Annotated in this window: 14 protein-coding genes and 1 tRNA gene; 2 read left to right on the forward strand and 13 right to left on the reverse strand. The window is 48.7% G+C overall.

Annotated elements, in window-relative coordinates:
- Positions 1 to 52 precede the first annotated feature (52 nt).
- The 12 genes from L6472_RS11855 to L6472_RS11910 form a co-directional block, all read right to left on the reverse strand.
- Positions 53 to 3,892, reverse strand: coding sequence for a glycosyl hydrolase 115 family protein (locus L6472_RS11855; protein ID WP_237805345.1), 3,840 nt, complete (start codon positions 3,890 to 3,892; stop codon positions 53 to 55).
- Between the two features lie 71 nt (positions 3,893 to 3,963).
- Positions 3,964 to 7,278: a beta-L-arabinofuranosidase domain-containing protein gene (locus tag L6472_RS11860; RefSeq protein WP_237805347.1), complete on the reverse strand. Its 3,315-nt coding sequence runs from the start codon at positions 7,276 to 7,278 to the stop codon at positions 3,964 to 3,966.
- Between the two features lie 334 nt (positions 7,279 to 7,612).
- Complete coding sequence (locus L6472_RS11865; protein WP_237805350.1) at positions 7,613 to 9,040, reverse strand: lipopolysaccharide assembly protein LapB; 1,428 nt, start codon at positions 9,038 to 9,040, stop codon at positions 7,613 to 7,615.
- A 65-nt stretch (positions 9,041 to 9,105) separates the two neighbouring features.
- Positions 9,106 to 10,050 (reverse strand): PstS family phosphate ABC transporter substrate-binding protein, encoded by a 945-nt coding sequence (locus L6472_RS11870; RefSeq protein WP_237805352.1) that lies wholly within the window; start codon positions 10,048 to 10,050, stop codon positions 9,106 to 9,108.
- A 16-nt stretch (positions 10,051 to 10,066) separates the two neighbouring features.
- Positions 10,067 to 10,888 carry an energy transducer TonB gene (locus tag L6472_RS11875; RefSeq protein WP_237805353.1) on the reverse strand — a complete coding sequence of 274 codons (822 nt, stop codon included), beginning with the start codon at positions 10,886 to 10,888 and terminating at the stop codon, positions 10,067 to 10,069.
- A gap of 34 nt (positions 10,889 to 10,922) precedes the next feature.
- A complete protein-coding gene (locus L6472_RS11880) occupies positions 10,923 to 11,570 on the reverse strand; it encodes a biopolymer transporter ExbD (protein WP_237805355.1) in 648 nt (215 codons plus the stop codon).
- Positions 11,571 to 11,573: 3 nt separating this feature from the next.
- Positions 11,574 to 12,185 (reverse strand): biopolymer transporter ExbD, encoded by a 612-nt coding sequence (locus L6472_RS11885; RefSeq protein ID WP_237805357.1) that lies wholly within the window; start codon positions 12,183 to 12,185, stop codon positions 11,574 to 11,576.
- A gap of 31 nt (positions 12,186 to 12,216) precedes the next feature.
- A complete protein-coding gene (locus L6472_RS11890) occupies positions 12,217 to 13,047 on the reverse strand; it encodes a MotA/TolQ/ExbB proton channel family protein (protein ID WP_237805359.1) in 831 nt (276 codons plus the stop codon).
- 180 nt (positions 13,048 to 13,227) lie between these two features.
- Entirely contained in the window at positions 13,228 to 14,421 is a 1,194-nt protein-coding gene (locus L6472_RS11895) for a pyridoxal phosphate-dependent aminotransferase (RefSeq protein ID WP_237805361.1), read from the reverse strand.
- Positions 14,422 to 14,548: 127 nt separating this feature from the next.
- Positions 14,549 to 15,757 (reverse strand): bifunctional 3,4-dihydroxy-2-butanone-4-phosphate synthase/GTP cyclohydrolase II, encoded by a 1,209-nt coding sequence (locus L6472_RS11900; protein ID WP_237808029.1) that lies wholly within the window; start codon positions 15,755 to 15,757, stop codon positions 14,549 to 14,551.
- Entirely contained in the window at positions 15,744 to 17,651 is a 1,908-nt protein-coding gene (locus tag L6472_RS11905; RefSeq protein ID WP_237805363.1) for an LptF/LptG family permease, read from the reverse strand. The genes L6472_RS11900 and L6472_RS11905 overlap by 14 nt, the downstream gene beginning before the upstream one ends.
- 120 nt (positions 17,652 to 17,771) lie before the next feature.
- Entirely contained in the window at positions 17,772 to 18,170 is a 399-nt protein-coding gene (locus L6472_RS11910) for an START-like domain-containing protein (RefSeq protein WP_237805366.1), read from the reverse strand.
- Positions 18,171 to 18,369: 199 nt separating this feature from the next.
- On the opposite strand from L6472_RS11910, the gene L6472_RS11915 reads away from it, so the two are divergent.
- Positions 18,370 to 18,443: transfer RNA gene (locus tag L6472_RS11915), tRNA-Met, on the forward strand.
- Between the two features lie 563 nt (positions 18,444 to 19,006).
- Here L6472_RS11915 and L6472_RS11920 read toward each other — a convergent pair.
- Positions 19,007 to 19,735 carry a GntR family transcriptional regulator gene (locus L6472_RS11920; RefSeq protein WP_237805368.1) on the reverse strand — a complete coding sequence of 243 codons (729 nt, stop codon included), beginning with the start codon at positions 19,733 to 19,735 and terminating at the stop codon, positions 19,007 to 19,009.
- Between the two features lie 169 nt (positions 19,736 to 19,904).
- On the opposite strand from L6472_RS11920, the gene L6472_RS11925 reads away from it, so the two are divergent.
- Complete coding sequence (locus tag L6472_RS11925) at positions 19,905 to 21,626, forward strand: class I mannose-6-phosphate isomerase (protein ID WP_237805370.1); 1,722 nt, start codon at positions 19,905 to 19,907, stop codon at positions 21,624 to 21,626.
- Positions 21,627 to 21,829: the final 203 nt, after the last annotated feature.

Raw genomic sequence — 21,829 nt, forward strand, 5'->3', positions numbered from 1 at the left:
TGCACGGATGTCGCACATACTGCCCACTGATGATAAATATGCAGATTAGGAACTATTTCAAGGTCTTACGACCTTGCTGAACGTAGATGCCCCTCTGTGGATGCTGGACACGACGTCCGCCAAGGGTGTAGAATTTGGTGTCGGCCATCACGGCAGACTTGGTATGTTGGATGGTATTGATGATGTTATTGTTTTCGTCAACCTGATGAATACGGAAGTAATCGACCTTGAACCAGCCGTTCTTTTGTTCGGGATGGAGGGTGCCATCACTCTGGCGACCATCGGCACGGATACCCAGGCGCAGGTTCTCTCCCTCGGCGATATCGACATAGACAAACATGTCTTGAAGCAGGAAGTTGCCATTGATGCCGCCGACATAGCCGGCAAAGGTGTTGTTCTCGCCTGCCGTGAGGTTGTTGCGGTAGTCAATGGGCATGCCGTAATACTGCACATTCTGGTTGGCAAACAGGCGGGTGGTGGCCAGATAGCCATCCTCAACCCACAGCTTGCATGCCACCAGATAGCGCCCAGGGGTGAGCTTCTCGGCGGGAATCTCCTGATAGAGTTCGAAGCCTTCGGGGAAATGGCCGCCCTGAGGCAAGCACCACGACACGTTGGTGCCGTGAGCATTGGCTGCATCCTTGTTGATGCCATAGCTCTGACCGGGGAACTGACCTGCGATGTTCCATCCGTAAGGGGTGTAGCGACGAGTGTCGCCCGAGGTGTTTGTCTTCACCGTGCCATTGTCGCTATAGAGCTCGAAGTCGTAGTTGGCGATGAGCGACTTGGTGAGCGACAGGTCTTCGGCCGATGGTGTGGGGGCCTGACTGACACGCTCGATGTGGAAGTAATCGACCTTGAACCAGCCGGCATTATCGCTGGCACGGGTGCCATCGTTCTTTCGGTTGCTGGTCTTGATGCCAAGGGTGAGCGATTCGCCCTGCCCCACGGTGACATAGACCTCCATGTCGCGCAAGACGATGTTCTCGGTAGTGCCGCCGGCATAGCCGGCATAGGTGTTGACCTCGCCGGGAACAAGCAGGTTGGTGTAGTCGCTCTCGGTGCCATAGTACTGCACATTCTGGTTGGCAAACAGCCTACAGGTGGTCTTCTTGGAGTTCTCGACCCACAGCATACAGGTGACACGGTAAACGCCTGGTTCGAGTTTCTCGGCAGGAATGGTCTGTGAGAGTTCGAAATCTTCGGGCATGGGCACCGAGTTGAACCAACACACGTTGTTGCCATGATAGTTGGTGGCGTCTTGGTTGACACCGAAAGAGTCCAGACCGTTGGCGCCTTTCTTCAGTGTGCCTTTCTGGTTCCAGCCGCAGGGCACGCCACGACCGATGTTGCCGGCGGCATTCAGCTGGCAGTCGCGGTTGTACTCGAAGTCGTAGTTCTCAATCAACGACTCGGTCAAGGTATTGTCCTCGACGACAGGCAGCGTGACGTAGATGTCGCTGACCACCACGCCGGGATCGAGCAACGACACGCGCACCTTGACCGTTTTATCGGCATCGGCGACATACGCCTCAGTGGCATCGTTGTAGCCTTGAAGCACGGTCTGGTTCCACTTGCCCTCCATGGCTGTGGTCTTCAGCGACTTGACCTGAGCCGATCGGCCATCGATGCTCAGCGCCACTCGCAGGTCGTAGGTGGTGTTGATGGGGAACGTGGGCAGGCAGCGCACAGAGATGTTGTTCTTGCCAGCCTTCACAGGTACGTCATACTCCAGATAGGGTGCCTGGGCAGCGCTGTACTTGTTCATGTCGAGCGGCCACACGGTGACACCCTGATCGCTCACGCCCACACCTTTAAGGGTGGTGAAGGTGCCATTGCTGGCAGTGTATTGCGTGGCGGGAATCACCGTGACGGGGGCTTCGGGCTTAGCGCTGACCTCCACACTGTTGATATTTGACAATGTGGCCGTCTCTGGCATACCGAACTGCATCAGGTCACGGGGCTTGTAGCTCATCATGCCGTCCCACTTTCCGCCTGCTAATGATTTATTATAATAGGTGGTGAGGTCCACTATCTGACGGAAGGCTTGGCGTGCCTCGGCGGCATAGTCCAGCGCTTGATCGCGTTTGCCCTGTTTGGCCAGTTGCAGGCTCTGGGCAGCACGGAACGTCTTGATATTCATATTGCCGGCACCCTTCACGGGATACTCAATCAACTGGAAGTAGGCGTCCTGCAAGGCGTCGGGGACACTGCCCTTCAGCTCGTCAACCTGCTGCATGAGTGCCTGATAGTCGGCAATGCGCTGGTCTTTCTCTGCATTGGAGAAAGGCACATCGAACACGTGTTCGGGTTTGCCTCCGGCAGCTAGACGATAGTATTCGAGCTTGATGTCGGCAATGCGGTCGGCAAGTTCTTCGCCAAAGGTCTCGGCAGCCCAATGGCGGTTGTAGCGGTAGGCATCGGCAGGTTGCCAGGAGTTGATGTCCCACGCCAGGTCCATGCAGAACTCGAGTTCCATCTCGGCAGGTTTGATGTCGCCGACGTTGATGACCCACAGGGTGCGGATGCCTTGGTCGTAGGCACGTGACAGCTCGTAGCTGATGAGCGAAGGTGAATGGGAGGCAATCCACAGATAGTCATGAGGCGACCCCCAGTAGCTCAGGTGGTAGTACACGCCATTACCGCCGCTGCGGGCCTGCTCGGCGGGTTTAGGCAACTGGCGGATGTAGCCGTGGTTGTCATCGACCCAGCAGAGGGTCACGTCTTCGGGCACTTGCAGACCGGCATTGTAGGCATCGAGCACTTCCTTGTAGGGGATGAACAGCTGCGGCACCTTGGTCACATCGTCGAAGTACTTGCCCAGCAGCTCGCGCTGATAGCCGATGATGTCGGTCAGTCCGCGCACCTTGTCTTCTGTTGAGGGATAGCCCGAGATGCCCCAGTCGTGCACACCGCGCATGCCGAGGGTGTACATGCCGTCGTAGTCGGCACTCTCTGCTACGCGCTCTTCCCAGTACTGCTGAATCTTGGCTTTGTTCGTGACGTAGTTCCAGTCTTCGTTGTTGCCATTCCACGGGGCATGGCGCCACTCCCACTCGTTGTCGCGCAGCATCTGTTCGCAGTGGCTGGAGCCCAGCATGATGTCGTACTTCTTGGCCACGGGCAGGTTGTCCTTGTTGGCCCAGAAGGCTTCTGAACACAGGTGCATGGCAGGCCACAGCGTGTTGGCACGCAAGCGCAACAGCAGTTCCATGACGCGGGCATAGGTGTTGGGACCGATGTTGTTGTACTTCTTGTCGATGCCCTTAGACGCCCAAGGGAACAGAGCGAAGTCTTCGTCGTTGATGAAGATGCCGCGATACTTCACAGAGGGCTCTTTCGACAGGGTCTGCTGACCACTGGCATAGAGCACATCAGACGGTGCTGGCGCCACATCGGCCCACCACACATAGGGCGAGACACCCATCTGGCGTGAGAGTTCAAAGAGTCCGTAGGCGGTGCCACGGGGCGTCGAGCCATAGACCACCAGTGCACGGGCGATGCCCTCAACGGGCTGTTCGACCAACTGGAGGCCATAGACCTCCCACTTGCCAGCCACCATCGTGGCATCAATCTTGCCGGTGGCAGCCAGCTGATCGATAATGGTGGACTGTCCCAGGGTGCCAGCGATGATAGGCAGGTCGCCAGCATCCAACTGGTTCTTGACGGGAAGTGATTTTCCGGTGACGGCCTTGGCATCGTCAGAAAGACACTGGGCCACGGTCTTGACCACCTCGGCATCATTGTCGGACACAACGATGGGAGCCGCAGCATCGGCTGTAACGATGGGGAAGCCATCGTCAACAACGGTTTTACTGAGCGTGACGTTCTGTGCAGACATCGTTGCTGACAACAACAATGCCGCTAAAAAAGTAATTATTGGTTTTGACATAAATAATAATGATTGTTAGGTTATGTTTCTATGTTGCCGTTAGTCTTTGGTTAAGGATCGAAAAAGTAGTGTTACTTCACCACTACTTTGCGATAGGTGCCATCGGAGAAGCGAAGGATGCGGATGCCCTGACGGGAAACTTCACCGCGCCCCGACAAGGAATAGGCCGGAGAGGCCGCTGCACAAGGATGCAAAATGGAACTCGGGATGACGGCCATAGGGACATCGGCCGACTCACTGACACGCTTGATGCGGAAGTTGTCGCACTTGAACCAACCGGAATTGCTGCCGTCGGAAGTGCCATTGCCGCGCTGATTGCCCGAACGAATGCCGAAACGCAGGTTCTCGTCTTTGGCCACATCGACATAGACCACCATGTCGTGCATCACCAGATTGTTGGTTCCCGTACCGCTATAGCCGGCAAAGGTGGCCGTCTCACCTTCGGTCTGATTGGAAAGATAGTCGGCGGCAGTACCGAAATACTGTACCGACTGATTGGCAAAGAGACGACACTTGCCAAACAATCCACTCTCGTTCCATAGCTGACAACGAATCTGATAGCAACCGGGAACAAGCTTCTCGGCAGGTATCTCCTGATAGAGTTCGAAGTTATTGGGCATTGGGCCCTGCTGGTTATTAAACCAACATACATTATTCTGATGGCGATTGACGGCATCACTGTTGACACCAAACGACGTGCCCTTGAATTCGGTGGCCAGGTGCCAACCGTAAGGACAACCGCGTGAAGTGGTGCCTTGGGGGTTCGGGGTTCCATCGACAGCCAGTTCGAAATCGGGATTGATGATCAGTGACTCGGTCAGCGACAGGTCATCATCACCATTGTCGGCAGGAATACCATCGACCTTGTCAAGGCGGAAATAATCTACCTTGAACCAACCGGTTCCATCGCTGGCACGCGTACCATTTGACTTACGACCATCGGAACGAATGCCTAAACGCAGATCCTCGCCATCGGCAAGGGTGACATAAACCTGCATATCCTTGAGAAGAAACATGCCATCGGGTGTTCCGCCATAGCCTGCATAGGTAGCCGATTCGCCTTCTACCTGATTGTTGGCATACTCGTCTTTACAACCGAAATACTGCACATTCTGATTGGCAAACAGTCGGCAATTGCCTTTCTGGTTGTGGTTATTCCACAACTTGCAACGCACACGATAGGTGCCAGCACCCAGTTTTGAGGCTGGCACCACTTGATAGAGTTCGAAGTCCTGTGAGAATGGTAGCATGCGAAACCAGCAGATGTTATCACCATGAGGATTCTGAGCATCGCTGTTGATGCCATACGACTCACCATTAAGCTGGCCTTGCACGCTCCAGCCATAGGGCACCCATTTCTTTTTCTCGGAACCGCCGGCATTATAGGTCTCGGCATCGACCATCTCGAAATCGGGATTCACAAGCAGTGATTCATCGGGGATATCATCGGCATGTACTTCTGGGAACACGGTGAGGCGCAGTTCGGTGCAACCATAAGGCACAAGGGTAATGGTTTCGGTCTTGTCGGTAGCAATCACATTGCCAGCACCGGGCAGGAAGGGGTTGCGACCATTCTGAATGGACCAGTGAATCTGGCGCACAGGCAGACTGATGGTGACGGGGGCGTCCTGAAGATCGAAAGGATAGGCGCCTTCGGGGATCGTTTTGGTGGTGACGGTGAGCGAGGATTCATCGGTGAGCAGTGCGGGGTCGAAACCGTAGTTATAGGGACCGTTGGGGGTGATGCTCCAGCACTTGAAGTCGGCATTGTCGGAATGCTTGCCGTTCATATTGCCATAGACCTGAGTGTCCTCGACTTTGGTCTGCGGGATGGCATAGGTGAATAGCAGCGGACCGCGCTCTACGTACCATCCTTGCTGATTGGCGGCCTGACAAACCTGCACCTCCATGGGCAGGCGCAGTTCGATGACATCGCCATTGTGGAAGGTGCGATTCAGGGTGACGAAGGTGGATGGGGTCAAAGGCATATCGATAGCAGCGCCATTGACCTTGAGACTGGCCTGCTGGCACCAGCCGGGGATGCGGAGTGACAAGGGGAAGGTGACAGCCGACTGGGAAGCGATGACAAAACGAATGACATCGGAGAAAGGATAGGCGGTCTGTTCGCTGATGGTGACAGACTGGCCGTTGACATCAAGGGTGATGTCGCTGGGCGAATAGAGGGCAGCGACAACGGCATCGTCTTTACCACGCATCCACAGACGCGACGCGAAGTTGGGCATCATGCGATTGACATTGCCCACGCAGCACTCGGTCTCATGGACCGGACGATAGGCCATCCACGTGCTGCCACGCTTGAAGGCGTTATTGTCTGACGTGCCGGTGCATATCAGCTGATTGACAGACGAGAAATACTGCAGGGCCTTGAAGTCCTTGGTGATAGCACCCAGACCGGCATTAAAGACGGCGCGCTCGATGCGGTCGGCCCACTCGGCCTGACCAGTGACCTGCAGGAAATAGCCCAGCGACCAGGTGTAGTCGGTGATGTCGCACGTCTCATGGGCATTGTCAACATCGAGCCCAGCGGTAAACTCGGAACTGGAATAGAGACCATCGGGCAAAAGATGGTCGCGTTCCAACTTGCGCTCAGCATTCATAGCGATATCCAGGTATTGCTGTTTGCCGGTATAGGCGTAGAGAAGCAAGGGAATCTTAAGCATCTCGGCATAGGTAACGCCGTGCATGGTGATAACATCGGGTGAGGATGCCACTGGGGCATCGAGCTCGAAACCGCCACGATTATATGCAGCTTCGGCCATCTGCAGCAACTGACTATTGCCAGTGTGGCCATAGACCCACAGCATACCCTCCACATTACAGATGTGGCGACGGCCATTGACGAGCAGGTCGGTGCTCAAACTGAGGTAGTTGCGCTCGAGGGCCGTGATAATATCCTGATTGCCCGTGGCCCAATAGTTGGCCTGCATAGCACGGAAGAAAACGGCCATAGGCCAAAGGGACTCTATCTTACTGTTGCCAAGGCGACCATTGGTTTGGGCATTTGCAATGGTGTAGTTGATGCCTTGCTCTCCTTTATTAATAAAGGTGTCGTCTTTGATCAGATAACCGAGGCGCAAGAGGCCATCGGTGTAGTAGGCGGTCTGCTCGTAGCGCCACCAGTCTTTGGCATCGGGATTCTCATTAACACGGGGTATATCGCCAGCCCAAAGGCATGAGTTGTAGGGATAGGCCATAGCTTCTGGATGACCGGTGAGGCCGTTTTTCTGTCTTAACAGGAACTCTTGCAACCAACCTTTGGGCGAGATGCTTTGGATAAGTCCCTCATGATAAACACTATAGTCTTGTGACAGAATCGGGCCACAAGATAGGAATGCTAGTAAAAGTAAGTATAAACGCTTTGACATGAGTTAGGTTTTTGTTATTATCAACGCATGCAAAGTTATTAAAAAAGGAGCAACAGAAATGTCAATTCTGTGTTTTTTGATCACACAACTATAATATTTGATTAGATTTTTTCCAAAGCTGAACGATTTGTTTTGCCAGGGAAACAAGATAGGATCAGCAGCAGCTCCATCGGACCCATAGCTTTTTCGTAGGGGTGGGGCTATCACCAAAACCGTGAAAACAAAAAAAAGAGTATGCGCTGTCACAGCGCATACTCATATAATATGATTATAATATGATTATATATCTCGGAACTGCAATCACTGCAGATTAAAAAATGGTAAGTACATAAACTTAAATTGCTACAATCTGTGCAGCAGTCTCGTTGGCAGGATCAACCTCAACGAGCTTCGTTGCAAAGACCTTAGACTTCTCTACGTCGTCCTTGATCTTGAGGTAGTAAACCATGAGGAAGTTGCCTGACTCCTTCAGACGAGCAACATCACTCTTGTCCTGTTCTGCCTTGGCAACGATGATGTCCCACAACTGCTCATAGAAAGGCTGTGCCAGTCCCTGAGAAGCATCGGGGTCGAGCATGGTGCCAACACGACCACGCCAGAAGAGTGAGTATTCTAGGGCATCTGGGTTCTTCTCTGCCAAATCTGCATAGATCTTGTCGGCCTTCTGCAAATTGGCGGTCTTGGCATCGCCCTCGAGCTTAGAGGCGTACTGAACATAGAGACGACCCAGATCGGCAAAATCATTCAGGGTTGGAGCAGAAACAGCTGCCAGATAATCGTCATAGAACTTCAAAGCATTTTCGAAGTCACCAATTCCCTTATAGGCATCTGCCAACTGCTTGATAACACCTGCACGCTTGTCTTGAGAGTCAAACTCCTGATCGAGAGCCAACTTATAAACATCAATGGCCTCCTGGTGTTTCTTGGCACCATTCAGGGCATTGCCATAATAGACATAGTCGCGATAGTTCAACTTCACACTGTCCTTATCAATCTGATTGAACATCATATCGGCACGCTCAAGGGCCTCGGCAAACTGACCACTCTCTGTGTAACAGTACATAGCCAGACGATTCAGCGTCGCATTCTTTGGCTCAAGCTGCAGACCACGGTTCAACATGCTGATGCCCTGGGCATACTTCTGAGACACGTAAGCAGAGAAGCCATACTCGATGATATCCATCTTTGACATCTGATCAGCAGGTACTTTCTCGAAAGCCTCGATAGCCTCGGGATAACGGTTTGACAGGTAGTTGATGTGACCAATGAGGGCATCAACAGGGAAGTCGGGACGAACGGTGCGGAGCTCTTCGAGCTTATTAACAGCACCTACGGGGTCAACCACACGATAAACAGATGCATAACGACGGTAAGGCTCGGGATCCTCACGATTGAAGAGGATGGCCTGCTCGTAGTTCTGAGCTGCTGCACCTGGATCATCCTTCATGGCTGCAATATCGCCTAACAACAGATAGGCTGGACCAAAGGCATTCTTCTTGGCAGACAAAGCCATTGTAGCCATATTGGCAGCGCGGTCATAGTCCTTCACTTCATAGAAAGCACGACCAAAATCAACCAGATTGTCTGCATTCTTCTTGTTCTTACCCAAATAGGCCTTCAACTGCTTGTCGAGGTCGGCGGGATTGTTCTTGATAATCTCTTTCACGGCAGCAACGTCGGCCTTAGTGCCGTCCTGTGCCATTGCCGTTGTGCTGAAACCTGCCAGCACAAGGCTCATTGCTAAATATTTAATCGTTTTCATAATCTTCTATTTTTATAATATGAATATCCTGTTTAATTAACTTGACGCATCAGACGACAAATGGTTTATTTCACCGACACTTCCCGCACATTCATATTGGCCTGAATAGGAAGAAGACCTGCCCTCAGAATGACCAACTGTCCCTTGGGTAAGCGACAGAAATGGGCAAAGCCAGAGGGCACACCACTGCGCGGCTCATTGAGCAGAGCATAGATGGTACGAATGAGAGGATAGTTGCCGTTGTATAGGTAGTACTGATAAGGACGCCAACTGTTTTGAGGAGTGGCTGTGTCCATACGTGATACCTTCATGACTGTGACGTTCTTATTGAATGTCACATTGGTAGTGTCGCGTTTATCATTGAGCCAGTTAGACCCGATGATGCCAATAGCATTCTGGTGTTTCTCTACCCAGTCTATCACCTCGCTGCTCTTTTTCACTGCACCGATGTTCTTACTGTTAATGGGCTTTCCACCCAAGATAGAGTCAACACACCAAGTAACCGTGCTCGACTTGGCATTATCGAACACCACATCAATCTCGCCTAACTTAGAGGTTGGATAGATGTCTTTCCACTGAGAGACCTCGCCCGTGAGAATACGTGCAAAGTCCTTAACGGTGATACATGTATCAGGATTGCTGTTGTTGACAATGATGGCCAGACCATCATAGGCAATGGGGATGATGCGAGGAACGAACTTACGGGCTTTCAAATTTTCCATCTCGCGATCGCTCAACTGACGCGTGGTGAAAGCAAGCCAGGTCTCGTTCTTCATCAACTTTGTGATGGCTTCCTCCTGATTGGTGTAAATAGGTTTAAGCACTCCCTGCGAATGAAGGGCTTCGAAAATCTCAAGCTCTTCGTCAAGAATAGGGAAGAAACTCTCGTCGGCGGCAAACACCATAGCTGCCGATTCATAGTCATAATCAGTTTTAGGCTTGTTCCCACAAGAGAGGAACAAGCCTAAAATTAGAGATAATCCAATAATATTGAATTGCGATCTATTCATACTTAGCGTTATTAGCTTACTGAAGTTTGAAGGTTACAGGTACAGTATATTTCACACGTACCGCAGAACCATTCTGCTTACCAGGAATCCAACGAGGCATTCCCTTCAGCACGCGGATAGCCTCACGGTCCAGTGAGGGGTCAACACCACGCATTACCTGTACATCAGTGATAGAACCGTCGCGCTCAACCACGAAGGTAGCTACGACACGACCCTGAATACCATTCTCCTCGGCAATAGGAGGATACTGGATATTCTTGCTCAGATAGGCCATCAGAGCTGCATCACCACCAGGGAATGATGGCATCTGCTCAACCACAGTGAACACCTTGGTGTCCTCCACCTTGGCCTCTTCCACAGTCTGCTGGTTTGCCTTCAGCACTTCACCTTCTGCTTCGTCATTACCTTGAACGTCGAACACACCGATGGCGGTGTTATTCTGAGCAAGTTCCTCTTGCGATTTCATCTCTTCCTCAGGTTCAACCTCCTCCTTAATGACAGGAGCTGTAAACTTCACAGAGCTTTTTACTTTCTCAACAACCTGCTGTTGCTCAACCTTAACTTGCTCCTTGCGCTCAACCTTGGTTTCCTTCTTCTGCTCGATCTTAGAGAGCTCTACATCGGCAGTGTTGACAGAAGCCTTTGGAAGGGCGTTTTCGATAGCAACCTTGGCAATGGCAATCACGAAAATCAAAGCGATAACGGTGATTACCGTCACCAGAGCCTTTACATTTCGTGCACCAGTTTGTTTGCGGAGCTTATAGGCACCGTAAGACTGGTTTTTACCTTCAAAGACGAGGTCGACCCAGCTATTGTCTATTAGATCTACTTTTGACATAGTTCTTTTCTGTTTTTTAAATTGTTAGCCATCATTACTTAACCCCCTTCAAAGCGAGAAGCTTCTCGTCGTCGGGACTAATCTTGTCGATGACATACTTACCAATAGTACAAATCTGCATCTCGTCCAGAGCACCTACCATGTTATCGTAGGTGGCAGTGTCAAGTGGCTTGATAATAACGGTGACAGTTGGAATCTTCTCACCGTTAATCACACCATTACGGATTTCGCTCAGTTGTTTCTGATACTCTTCTTCCGTCATCGTGCTACCATAAGCCGTCTTCTTCTCGTCAAGAGCCTGCTTAGCCTTCATGACACGAGCAACAGGAGCGATACCAGCACCAGTGGTGTGGTGAATCAGCACGTTGCGGAAACCATCACGGCCGTAAGTGGTCTCTTTCAGACAAGTAGGATCATCATACTTGGGCAGACCCTCGATATAATAAAGCTTATTGTCGGCAGCCAGATAAACGGTGATAGTCTGGTCAGCTTTTGTTACCGACTTATCCTGATCTTGCACGTTCTCATCGTTGCTAGGCATAGTCAACTGCATAGCCTGAGGCTTACTCAGTGTAGTACAGAGCATGAAGAAGGTGATCAGAAGCATCATCATATCTACCATCGGCGTGAAGTTCACGCGGGTATCCATTTTTTTCTGCTTGCTAGCTTTCTTTTTAGCCATATACTAATCCTCCGATGATGTTTTAAGATTGGTAATCAGTTGGTAACGGTTCTCATTCATATCCTGGAGCTCTGACATCATTGTTCTGATCACACGGTATGGTGTTGTGGCATCACATTTGATAGCCAACTTCATATCGGGGTCAACCTGATGTGCAGCCTTGATCCACTCCTGGAACTCGCTCATACCACCATCGATACTGTCGGTGGGGATACCGAGCTTCTGGATAGCTTCAGACATTTTTTCGGGCTCAAGATTGTAATAAGCATCAAACTGACTTAATGCAGCGCCAATCATGGCATCCTCCTTGAAGTTCTTCATCTGCTTTGCTGTAAGCGAGATATCAAACTTTGAAGTAACTTCCTGCATCATAGCCATCATGGTGTTCTTATTCTCCGTGCCCACAAATATCTTGCCCTCAGGGCTTACAAGGATATTGAGGACATTCTCGGGAATCTTGACCTCTGACACCGAACTTGGCGTATTGACTTTGATAGGCTCTGGCGTCAGGAATGTTGAGGTCAACATAAAGAAGCAGAGCAACAAAGTCATCACGTCTGACATTGGTGTCATGTCAATCCAGATGTCTTTTTTCTCGATTTTTATTTTACCCATAATCGTTTAAGGAATTAAAAGGTAAAACAAATTATGCCTCGACGTGATTAGAATCGTATGTAGCAGCGATTGTGTAACCTACCTCGTCAAGAGCAAATGTCAGCTTATCAATCTTGTTTGAGAAGTAGTTGTAAACAACTGTAGCAACCCAAGAGGTCAAGATACCTGATGCCGTGTTAACCAAGGCCTCAGAAATACCGGCAGACAGAGCCATAGAGTCAGCACCACCACCTGCAGACAGAGCCTGGAATGATCCGATCATACCGAGCACAGTACCGAACAGAGCGGTCAGAGTACCCAGAGATACGATAGTTGCAACCATAGGAAGGTTCATAGTCAGAGTAGGCATCTCCAGCTGAGTAGCCTCCTCGTGAGCCTGCTGAATCTTAGAGATCTTCTGTGCCTTCTTCAGAGTTGAGTCGCCCTCAACAGTCTGGTACATATTGATTGAAGCCAATACAACGTTAGCTACAGAACCCTGCATCTTGTCGCAGAGAGCCTTAGCCTCGTCAAACTTCTGAGCCTTGATAGCTTCCTTAACCTGAGCTGTGAACTTAGCCAAGTTCATCTTACCAGAAGCACTCTTGATAGCGAAGAAACGCTCTACACCGAGCACGATAACGGTGAGCAGCAAAGTGATAATCAAACCTACTACGAAACCACCTTTATATACGGTACCCATCAGGTCAGCGGGATGACCACTGCGGTCGCCACCCTGGAAGTGACTGGGATCACCGAGTACAAAGAAATAGAAGCAATAAGCAATAGCGCAGCAGAGTACGAGAATGATCCATGCATCCTTTACGCCTTTGAAGCCTGAATTTTTCTTAGCTGCTGTAGCAGCCTTTGTTGTTGTTGCCATAATTTTAAAATTTAGTTTTAAGTTATAAATTAAGTTGAATTAATCACAAATAAATGTTTACTAAGCAAGAAGAAGACTGCAATTTAAACAGAATTCTGCAGGCTGTTCAACTCGCAAAGGTAGCAAATAATTGGATATTCCAAAATAGATTAACTACTTTTAACGTATCAATATGCATTTTTATTTCAGTTTCCCCAATGCCTCAGCAATACGTCTCATGGCCTCGCGTATATTGTCATCGCTGGTGGCATAACTCATACGGAAGCATTCAGGATCGCCAAAGGCATCGCCACCTACAGTGGCCACATGTCCTACTTCAAGCAGATACATTGCCAAGTCGGTGGAATTGTTGATGGTGCGGTCACCAGCTTTCTTTCCATAGAACGAACTACACTTAGGGAAAAGGTAGAAAGCGCCTTGTGGCACATTGACCTCCAGGCCGGGAATCTGACGGGCCAGATCTACAATCAGGTTGCGACGACGCTCGAAAGCTTGACGCATTTCCTCCACACAAGACTGACTTTCCTTGTATGCAAACTCGGCGGCCTTCTGGCTTACTGAGCAGGGGCCACTGGTGTATTGTCCTTGCAGTTTGTTACATCCTTTTACGATCCACTCAGGCGCAGCGATATAGCCGATACGCCAGCCTGTCATAGCATAAGCCTTTGAAACGCCATTCACCACAATGGTGCGCTCTTTCATGCCAGGGAACTGGGCGATAGATTCATGACGGCCGGTGTAGTTGATGTGCTCGTAAATCTCATCGGCAAGTACATAGAGGTCGTCGTGGCGAAGGATGACTTCGGCGAGTGCCTTCAGTTCCTCTTTACTATAGACAGAACCCGTGGGGTTACTGGGTGAACAAAGAATCAGCAAACGAGTCTTGGGAGTAATCGCTGCTTCCAACTGCTCGGCAGTCATCTTGAAGTTCTGTTCAAATCCAGCCTGCACAAAGACCGGCACACCACCAGCCAACAGAGCCATCTGAGGATAGCTTACCCAATAGGGGGCGGGAATGATGACCTCTTCTCCGGGGTTCACCAAAGCCATCACTGTGTTGCAAACGCTTTGTTTTGCACCATTAGAAACACAGATTTCATTGACGGTATAATCGAGCTGATTCTCGCGCTTAAGCTTTTCAACGATTGCCTGACGCAGGTCTGCATAACCAGGAACAGGTGAATAGCGAGAGAAATTCTCGTCAATAGCCTTTTTAGCTGCTTCTTTGATGTGGTCGGGAGTATTGAAGTCTGGTTCGCCCACACTCAAGTTAATAACGTCAATGCCTTGCGCTTTCATCTCAGAGCTTTTCTGCGACATAGCCAGTGTTGCTGATGGAGCCAGGCGTTGCAAACGGTTGGATAATTGTGCCATAAATCTTGTCAGTTTGTTTGTATCAACGTGCAAAATTAATCAATTATTTCGTGACAGCGAAAAATTCGCTTCACTTTTTCATAAAAACCACGTATTTTCACATTATTTTGATAGTTGCAGATTACCATCAAAGGTGAAGCGTATGTCCCATGCGTTGCTGTTTGGTTCGCAAATAACGAAGATTATACTCGTTGGGGGTTATCTCGATAGGGACATTCTCGACGATTTCAAGTCCATAAGCCTCTAATCCGACACGCTTCACTGGGTTGTTGGTCATCAGGCGCATCTTGTGTACTCCAAGATGACGCAACATCTGTGCGCCGCAACCATAATCGCGCTCATCGGCCTTGAAACCAAGGCAGAGGTTTGCATCGACGGTGTCATAACCTTCTTCCTGCAACTTATAGGCGGCGAGCTTGTTCATCAAGCCGATACCCCTACCCTCTTGCTGCATATAAACGATAACGCCCTTACCTTCTTCTTCTATTTTCCGCATGGCGCGATGTAGCTGTTCGCCGCAATCGCAACGACGTGAACCGAGAATATCACCGGTCATACAAGAAGAGTGAACTCGAACAAGAACTGGTTCGTCTTCTTTCCATTCGCCCTTAATGAGCGCGAAATGCTCTTGTCCATTACTTTTCTGACGGAAAGGAATGATACGGAAATGTCCGTATTCTGTGGGCATATCTGCCTCGACGCCTACTTCTATGAGCGACTCTTGGCGCAAGCGATAGCTAATCAAATCTCTGATAGTGATTATCTTCAGCCCATGTTTCGCTGAGAAGGCCTGAAGTTCGGGCATACGAGCCATCGTGCCGTCGTCATTCATAATCTCCATCAGCGCTCCTGCAGGATAAAGGCCAGCCAACTTACACAAATCGACAGCAGCCTCAGTATGTCCACTTCGGCGCAGCACGCCATTATCCTGAGCATAGAGAGGATTGATATGACCAGGACGCCCAAAGGTTTCGGGCTTTGACTTTGGATCTGCCAACGCATTGATAGTTGCAGCACGATCGTGAGCACTAACGCCTGTAGTGCAGCCTTCCAGCTTATCGACAGTCACCGTAAAAGGTGTGCCAAGCATGGAGGTGTTATCACTCACCTGACGAGGCAAATCCAACTCTTCGCTACGACTGATAGTAATAGGTGCACAAAGAACGCCACGAGCCTCTTTCAGCATGAAATTCACCATCTCTGGCGTTATCTTCTCTGCAGCACAAATAAGATCACCTTCGTTCTCTCGATCTTCATCATCGACCACGATCACAAACTTACCATCACGAAAATCAGCGACGGCTTCTTCTATACTCGACAGCTTATATTCCATAATACTTCGTTTTAATCTGACTTAATATTTTCACATTAGTTTGCTCTATCGCTTTCAAGTCGCGATAGAGACGTACTCTAAACCGTAGCATTCTGATATAAAAGAAAAGGCCTAACGGTATGAACAACCCCACCACGATGTTCAACCAGCGACGTTCAAAGGGGCGGGTATGCGCATGTGTGGCCATCACAGGATAGTTATTCAACTGGTGAAGAATCACTTTATCACGCGTATAGGACAGGTTTTCTATAACCATTTCCAGCTCTTCGCTGATATGTGCAATAGCATGATCATCACCAGGCCGGAAGAACACCTTGATAGGCGAAGGCCAACGCAGCAACTTATGCTTCTCTGTATAATGACGAATCTCTTCTGAAATACGAGTCAAGACCTGAGCATCCTCAACGTAATCAGGGTCTTCTATTATCACTTCCTTACGTGTTATGTTTCGTTTCACCCGCAAGCCGAACATGCGCATCGCCATCATACGATAAGCATCCATATTTAACACGGTTGAGTCTCCATTGGCTTTATAGGTAAAGAACACCGCCAAAGGCGACAGTACGGCTGTAGAGATCAGTTTACCGAACCAAATGGTCCAGTTACCATCGCGCGCCATGCGCATACCAGAGTTCTCAAAAATATAATAGACAATAAAGACGACTACTGAGATGATGACCGGAACGCCCAGACCGCCTTTACGTATGATAGCACCCAATGGTGCACCAATAAAGAAGAATATGACACATGACAGCGACAAGGTAAACTTGTTGATAGCTTCTATCTGATGACTTCTCACCTGTCTGTTCATCCAACGGGCATAATCGCTTTTCATGGCCAAGTCGTTGGTCACATTCTGAGCAGCACGGGCAGCATACTTCACAACCTCCAACTTCTTCTCATCGCTCAGTTTTTCATAGATGCTATCAGGCTGAGGTTTTACCTGAGCCGACAGTGTTTTAAGGCGAACAGAGTCTTTTTTGGTAAGTTGAGGAACATTCAGTATATAAGTCTTAGCCTCATCATAGAATTGTCGGCCTACAGAATCGTTATACAGACGTATTGAGTCTATATCATGCAAGATCTGTCGCTCCGACTTCTCCACAGCCCTGCCGCCAATCTCTGCGGCATCGGCCAAATTAAATCCGCTATCAAAATCTAAAAGAATACGCTTACTACCAAAGGTTTCACGACGATAGGGCACCTCTGCCGACCCACCGAGCTCCTGCGAACGCATATTCTCGAACCACTCGCCGCTCCAGAGTGTCAGCAGCAGATGTTTTTTCTCTGCCGTGGTCTGCATCATGCCCGAATCAGCCAAGATGATAGCCTGATCCTCGTAAGAGCCCGTCTGCCGGTAAATCATAATTCCATAGAGCTTTCCTGTATCCAGGTTTTTCCTATGCACATAGATATTCGCATTAGGTATGCCATCATAGAAAATCCCCTCTGGAATCTCAAGTTCCGGACTTTTTTGTTTCATCGAAACAAGAAGTTGTGCGAAGGCCTTATTAGTTGAAGGACCTATTACATCTTGAAAATAAAAGGAGACGCCGGCAATCATCAGCGTTATAACAATAAGAGAACGCATAGATTGCATCAGTGAAATACCCGCAGCCTTAATGGCTGTCAGCTCACTGCTCTCACCCAAGTTTCCATAAGTGATCAGCGAAGACAGCAAAATAGCCAAAGGTAATGCCTGCGGAATGAGCATGAGTCCCATATACCAAAAGAACTGTGCTAACACATCCAAAGACAACCCCTTTCCAATCAGCTCGTCCACATAGCGCCACAAAAATTGCATCATCAGCACAAAAAGGCAGATGAAGAAAGCACCAGCGAACAGTACGCCAAACTGTTTTGCTACGAATAAATCTAATTTCCTAATCCGAAACATACAAATTTGGCTGCAAAGGTAGTGATAAAAATCGACAATAAGTAATTGAGAATTAATAATTACTTATACTTTTTAGATAAATTATCAATTCTCAATTACACATTAATATATATAGGGCAATTAAAAACCGCTTGACTGATGGAGCCGTTCCAGATTACCATCCCATAGTTCCTGAAGGTCTGCTATATCGTCTGCATAGGCATAATCAACCACACACAAACACAACTCGTTAGTCAGCTCGCTCCGAACTATGCGCATTTCCCAAAAGGCATCAGGATCATCTTCATCACTCCACCTGAGACGTATATAATTATTTCTGCTTTTCTCCAGCACATTAGCGTGCATCGTATGATGTTCACCCCACGGATCTCCCCAGGTCAAATGCATGACACCATTTTCTTCATCAACTTTATCTGCCAGCCATCGCTCTAAGCCGTGATCCGTACTCAGCAATTGCCATAGCAGTTCTTGTTTGCCAGCATGCAAGGGATATTCAAGCACCAGTTTCTGTTTCCGCATATATATGGGTTAGTTTACAATTGGTTTCAGGTTCTGTTTTACAGCGGCAAAGTTAATAAAAAGATTAGATTTCAAAGAATATCTCACCCTATATTTTTCTTAATTTAATAAAAAATGTTAAGCGAAGCAAAAATATTTCCATACTTTTCCTTGGTTTCAAATAAAACTCGTACCTTTGCACCCGCTTAACAAAAATGATGGCGGGATAGCTCAGCTGGTTAGAGCGCATGATTCATAATCATGAGGTCGCCGGTTCAATCCCGGCTCCCGCTACAAGCAACGAGACTATAGGTCAGCCTATCAGTCTCGTTTTTTGTTTTTCTACATTTAATCACGTCTCTATAGATTATTCACAGGGATAGGGAACAGAACACCTTGTTGAATAACAAAAACCTCAAAAAAAACAAGAAAACCGCCTACGGCCATGTAAATATATACTGTGGAGTAAGGGATTAGAATCCAGAGAGGGTCATTTTAAAGTCTAAAAGTACGTGTTCTAAAGTCTTGAAGAGGCGGTTCTGAAGTCTAAAACCGAAGCTATCATTTCTGGTCTAGCCCCTGGATGCTCTACATCCAGCCCTTAGAACGACCGCATCCAGGGGCTAAAACGACTCGTTCCAGGGGCTGGATGCGCCACATCTAGGGGCTGGACGGACATCAAAAGTAAAGCTATTACAACGCAAAAGCGAAACTATAACAAGACGAAAGCAGAACTATAACAGTGCGAAACCGTTCCTATCCCGACCAAGAACAACAACCCCACCCTGACCCTCCCGAGGGAGGGAGACATCCATCCTTTTTCTATCTGATTTCTATCTAAAGAATCTGCTAAGCCTCTACCTTTCTGCCTCTATCCTATAGGTAAAACTATCTGCCCTATAGTAGCCTATATTATATTCTATCGGTTTCCCATTCACATCATATACGAAACGCTTACGCACCAAAATCGGATCCGTTGACTCTATTTCAAGTTTCTCGGCAAGACTGTCGCCCGCCAAACGCGCAGAGATTTCCTCTTTACTGGTCTTCACCACAATATCAAATTGCGTTTCCAGCAACTCGTACAACGGTTTTGTGAAATCCTCCTCGCCAGTCAGCGGAATATCAGGATTGAAATAAGAGACAAAATAGACAAAGGGATATTCCTTATTTCCCCTCAGTCGTTCCAGAACAACGCAACGACTATAATTATCAGGATTCAACTCAAAGAAGTTGGCAATCTCAGCATGAGGCTGTTTCAAAGAAATATGTAGTTCAAAATTACGAATCTGAACACCCAGCATTTTCATTTCCTGAGAGAAGCTCAGCCAGTTTTTCACCCCGCCAACGATGGCCTTTTTCACCACACGCGTGCCAAACCCCTTTTTCCTAACCAGCCTTCCTTCAAAGACCAGTTTATTGATTGCCTGCCGCAGCGTGTTTCTTGAAATGCTTAATTGTTCAGACAATTCAACCTCACTTGGAAGCAACTTTCCATTCTGATACGCTTCATCCTCGATCAGCTCACGGAGCAATTCCTCTGCTTGCACATGGAGCGGCTTGGCACTTTTTGGATCTAACTTCATATTCTTAAAGTCGTTATTTCACGTGCAAAGGTAGCTATTTTTCCGAAAAACACAAATTATCCTCACTTTTATTTTAAAAAATGCAAAAATATTTTGCCAACTCAGTCCATCGTAATACTTTTGCACATAAATCAGTATGTTCATACATATACACTAAATAGAAGTAATAATGAGAAAAGCAAATTATGATAAGTTCCCTTCTACCAAATTCAAGGGAACTATCATACAAGGGTGGGACGCCATTATAGCCCAACTAAAGTGTTCCATGCAGGGTCATGTCTTGTGTATCGACACCTATACTGGTGTTTACGAGACGGAGCTCATCAATGCCTTTTCAGGCATGGGCACCATCATCAACACGCGCGACCTCATGAAACCCGAGTCGGAAATCAGAAAGATGACAGCCTCATTCATGACCGATGATGTGCTGTTTGGCTACGTCACCAATCTCAAGATGGCCGACTTCTTCTGCCAGGAGAAGTTGCAGGCAGTGAGAGAACAATTAGAGACTGCAACCAATACTATTATTATAATAGGTACAGGCGCCTGTCAGGTTGCCACGCCAGATGCTCTGAAAGTTTACGTTGACATGGCCCGATGGGAAATCCAGCAGCGCTTCCGCCGTCACGAAGTGAAAGCATTAGGCGTTGACAACCGCGACGATGCCGTCTCTATTCAGTACAAACGCGGTCTTTTTATCGACTGGCGCGTGCTTGACAAGTACAAAGACAAGCTCTTTGACAGCATCGAATGGTGGATAGACACCCATGTGCCCGACCAGCCCAAGATGATAGACAAGGCAACCTTTTTCGATGGCATCGAGCGGACATCAAGAACGCCTTTCCGAGTAGTACCCTTTTTCGATCCTGCTCCGTGGGGCGGTCAGTGGATGAAAGAAGTCTGCGATCTGGATCGTTCCAAATCCAATTTCGGCTGGTGTTTCGACTGTGTACCCGAGGAGAACAGTCTGCTTTTCGAGGTCAATGGTATCCGTTTTGAGTTACCTTCTGTCGATTTAGTCCTTCTGAAGAGCCGTTCATTGCTTGGCGAGCCTGTCGAAGCCCGCTTTGGCAAGGACTTCCCCATTCGTTTCGATTTCCTCGACACCATGGGTGGTGGCAATCTCAGTCTGCAAGTACACCCAACCACACAGTTCATCCGTGAGAACTTCGGCATGTACTACACTCAAGACGAAAGCTATTACCTGCTGGATGCTGGCGAGAATGCCGTTGTTTACCTCGGCCTAAAAGAAGGCATCGACAAGAATGCCATGATAGCAGATTTGCGCAAGGCCCAAAAAGGCGGCTTTGTTTTCGACGCAGAGAAATACGTCAACAAGATCCAAGCCAAGAAGCACGACCATTTTCTGATTCCCGGTGGAACCGTCCACTGTTCTGGTTCCGAGAGTATGGTTCTCGAGATTAGCTCTACCCCCAACATCTTCACCTTTAAACTGTGGGACTGGCAGCGTCTCGGTTTGGACGGCAAACCCCGCCCCATCAACGTTGAGCGTGGCAAGGATGTTATCGACTGGGGCCGCGACACCAAATATGTCTATGAGCACCTTCGCAACCAGTTTGAGGTTGTAGCCGAAGGCGACGGATGGGTTGAAGAGCGCACCGGACTTCACCGAAACGAGTTTATCGAGACCCGACGTCACACGTTTACCAAGCCCGTTACACATCACACGAACAACGGTGTCAACGTATTCAACCTCCTTGAAGGCGAAGAGGCCATCATCGAGAGTCCCACCAACGCCTTTGAACCCTTCGTTGTTCATTATGCAGAGACATTCATTATCCCAGCATGCGTAGGTGAGTACACCATTCGTCCTTACGGTCTTTCCGAACACCAGAAATGCGTGACCATCAAGGCCTATGTGCGTTGTTAGCCAAGTTGTTCCCCACCTGATGCAGTAGGACCATTTTCCAAAACGCCATTGACACAGGATGCAGAAGGAGCCTATCGCTTCTTCCAGCATCCAAGGTGGGTAACTGGGAAACCACGTTGCATCCGTCCAGCGATGCATCCTTAAGCATTATCATAACCTCTTTGATATTAACTTATTAATAACTTAAAACCTTCTTTTATGAA

The organism is Prevotella sp. E13-17 (assembly GCF_022024035.1).
Classification (GTDB): domain Bacteria; phylum Bacteroidota; class Bacteroidia; order Bacteroidales; family Bacteroidaceae; genus Prevotella.

Coding starts and splice junctions, on each gene's coding strand:
- L6472_RS11855 (WP_237805345.1), bottom strand. CDS start 3,892: ATGTCAAAACCAATAATTACTTTTTTAGCGGCATTGTTGTTGTCAGCA.
- L6472_RS11860 (WP_237805347.1), bottom strand. CDS start 7,278: ATGTCAAAGCGTTTATACTTACTTTTACTAGCATTCCTATCTTGTGGC.
- L6472_RS11865 (WP_237805350.1), bottom strand. CDS start 9,040: ATGAAAACGATTAAATATTTAGCAATGAGCCTTGTGCTGGCAGGTTTC.
- L6472_RS11870 (WP_237805352.1), bottom strand. CDS start 10,050: ATGAATAGATCGCAATTCAATATTATTGGATTATCTCTAATTTTAGGC.
- L6472_RS11875 (WP_237805353.1), bottom strand. CDS start 10,888: ATGTCAAAAGTAGATCTAATAGACAATAGCTGGGTCGACCTCGTCTTT.
- L6472_RS11880 (WP_237805355.1), bottom strand. CDS start 11,570: ATGGCTAAAAAGAAAGCTAGCAAGCAGAAAAAAATGGATACCCGCGTG.
- L6472_RS11885 (WP_237805357.1), bottom strand. CDS start 12,185: ATGGGTAAAATAAAAATCGAGAAAAAAGACATCTGGATTGACATGACA.
- L6472_RS11890 (WP_237805359.1), bottom strand. CDS start 13,047: ATGGCAACAACAACAAAGGCTGCTACAGCAGCTAAGAAAAATTCAGGC.
- L6472_RS11895 (WP_237805361.1), bottom strand. CDS start 14,421: ATGGCACAATTATCCAACCGTTTGCAACGCCTGGCTCCATCAGCAACA.
- L6472_RS11905 (WP_237805363.1), bottom strand. CDS start 17,651: ATGTTTCGGATTAGGAAATTAGATTTATTCGTAGCAAAACAGTTTGGC.
- L6472_RS11910 (WP_237805366.1), bottom strand. CDS start 18,170: ATGCGGAAACAGAAACTGGTGCTTGAATATCCCTTGCATGCTGGCAAA.
- L6472_RS11920 (WP_237805368.1), bottom strand. CDS start 19,735: ATGAAGTTAGATCCAAAAAGTGCCAAGCCGCTCCATGTGCAAGCAGAG.
- L6472_RS11925 (WP_237805370.1), top strand. CDS start 19,905: ATGAGAAAAGCAAATTATGATAAGTTCCCTTCTACCAAATTCAAGGGA.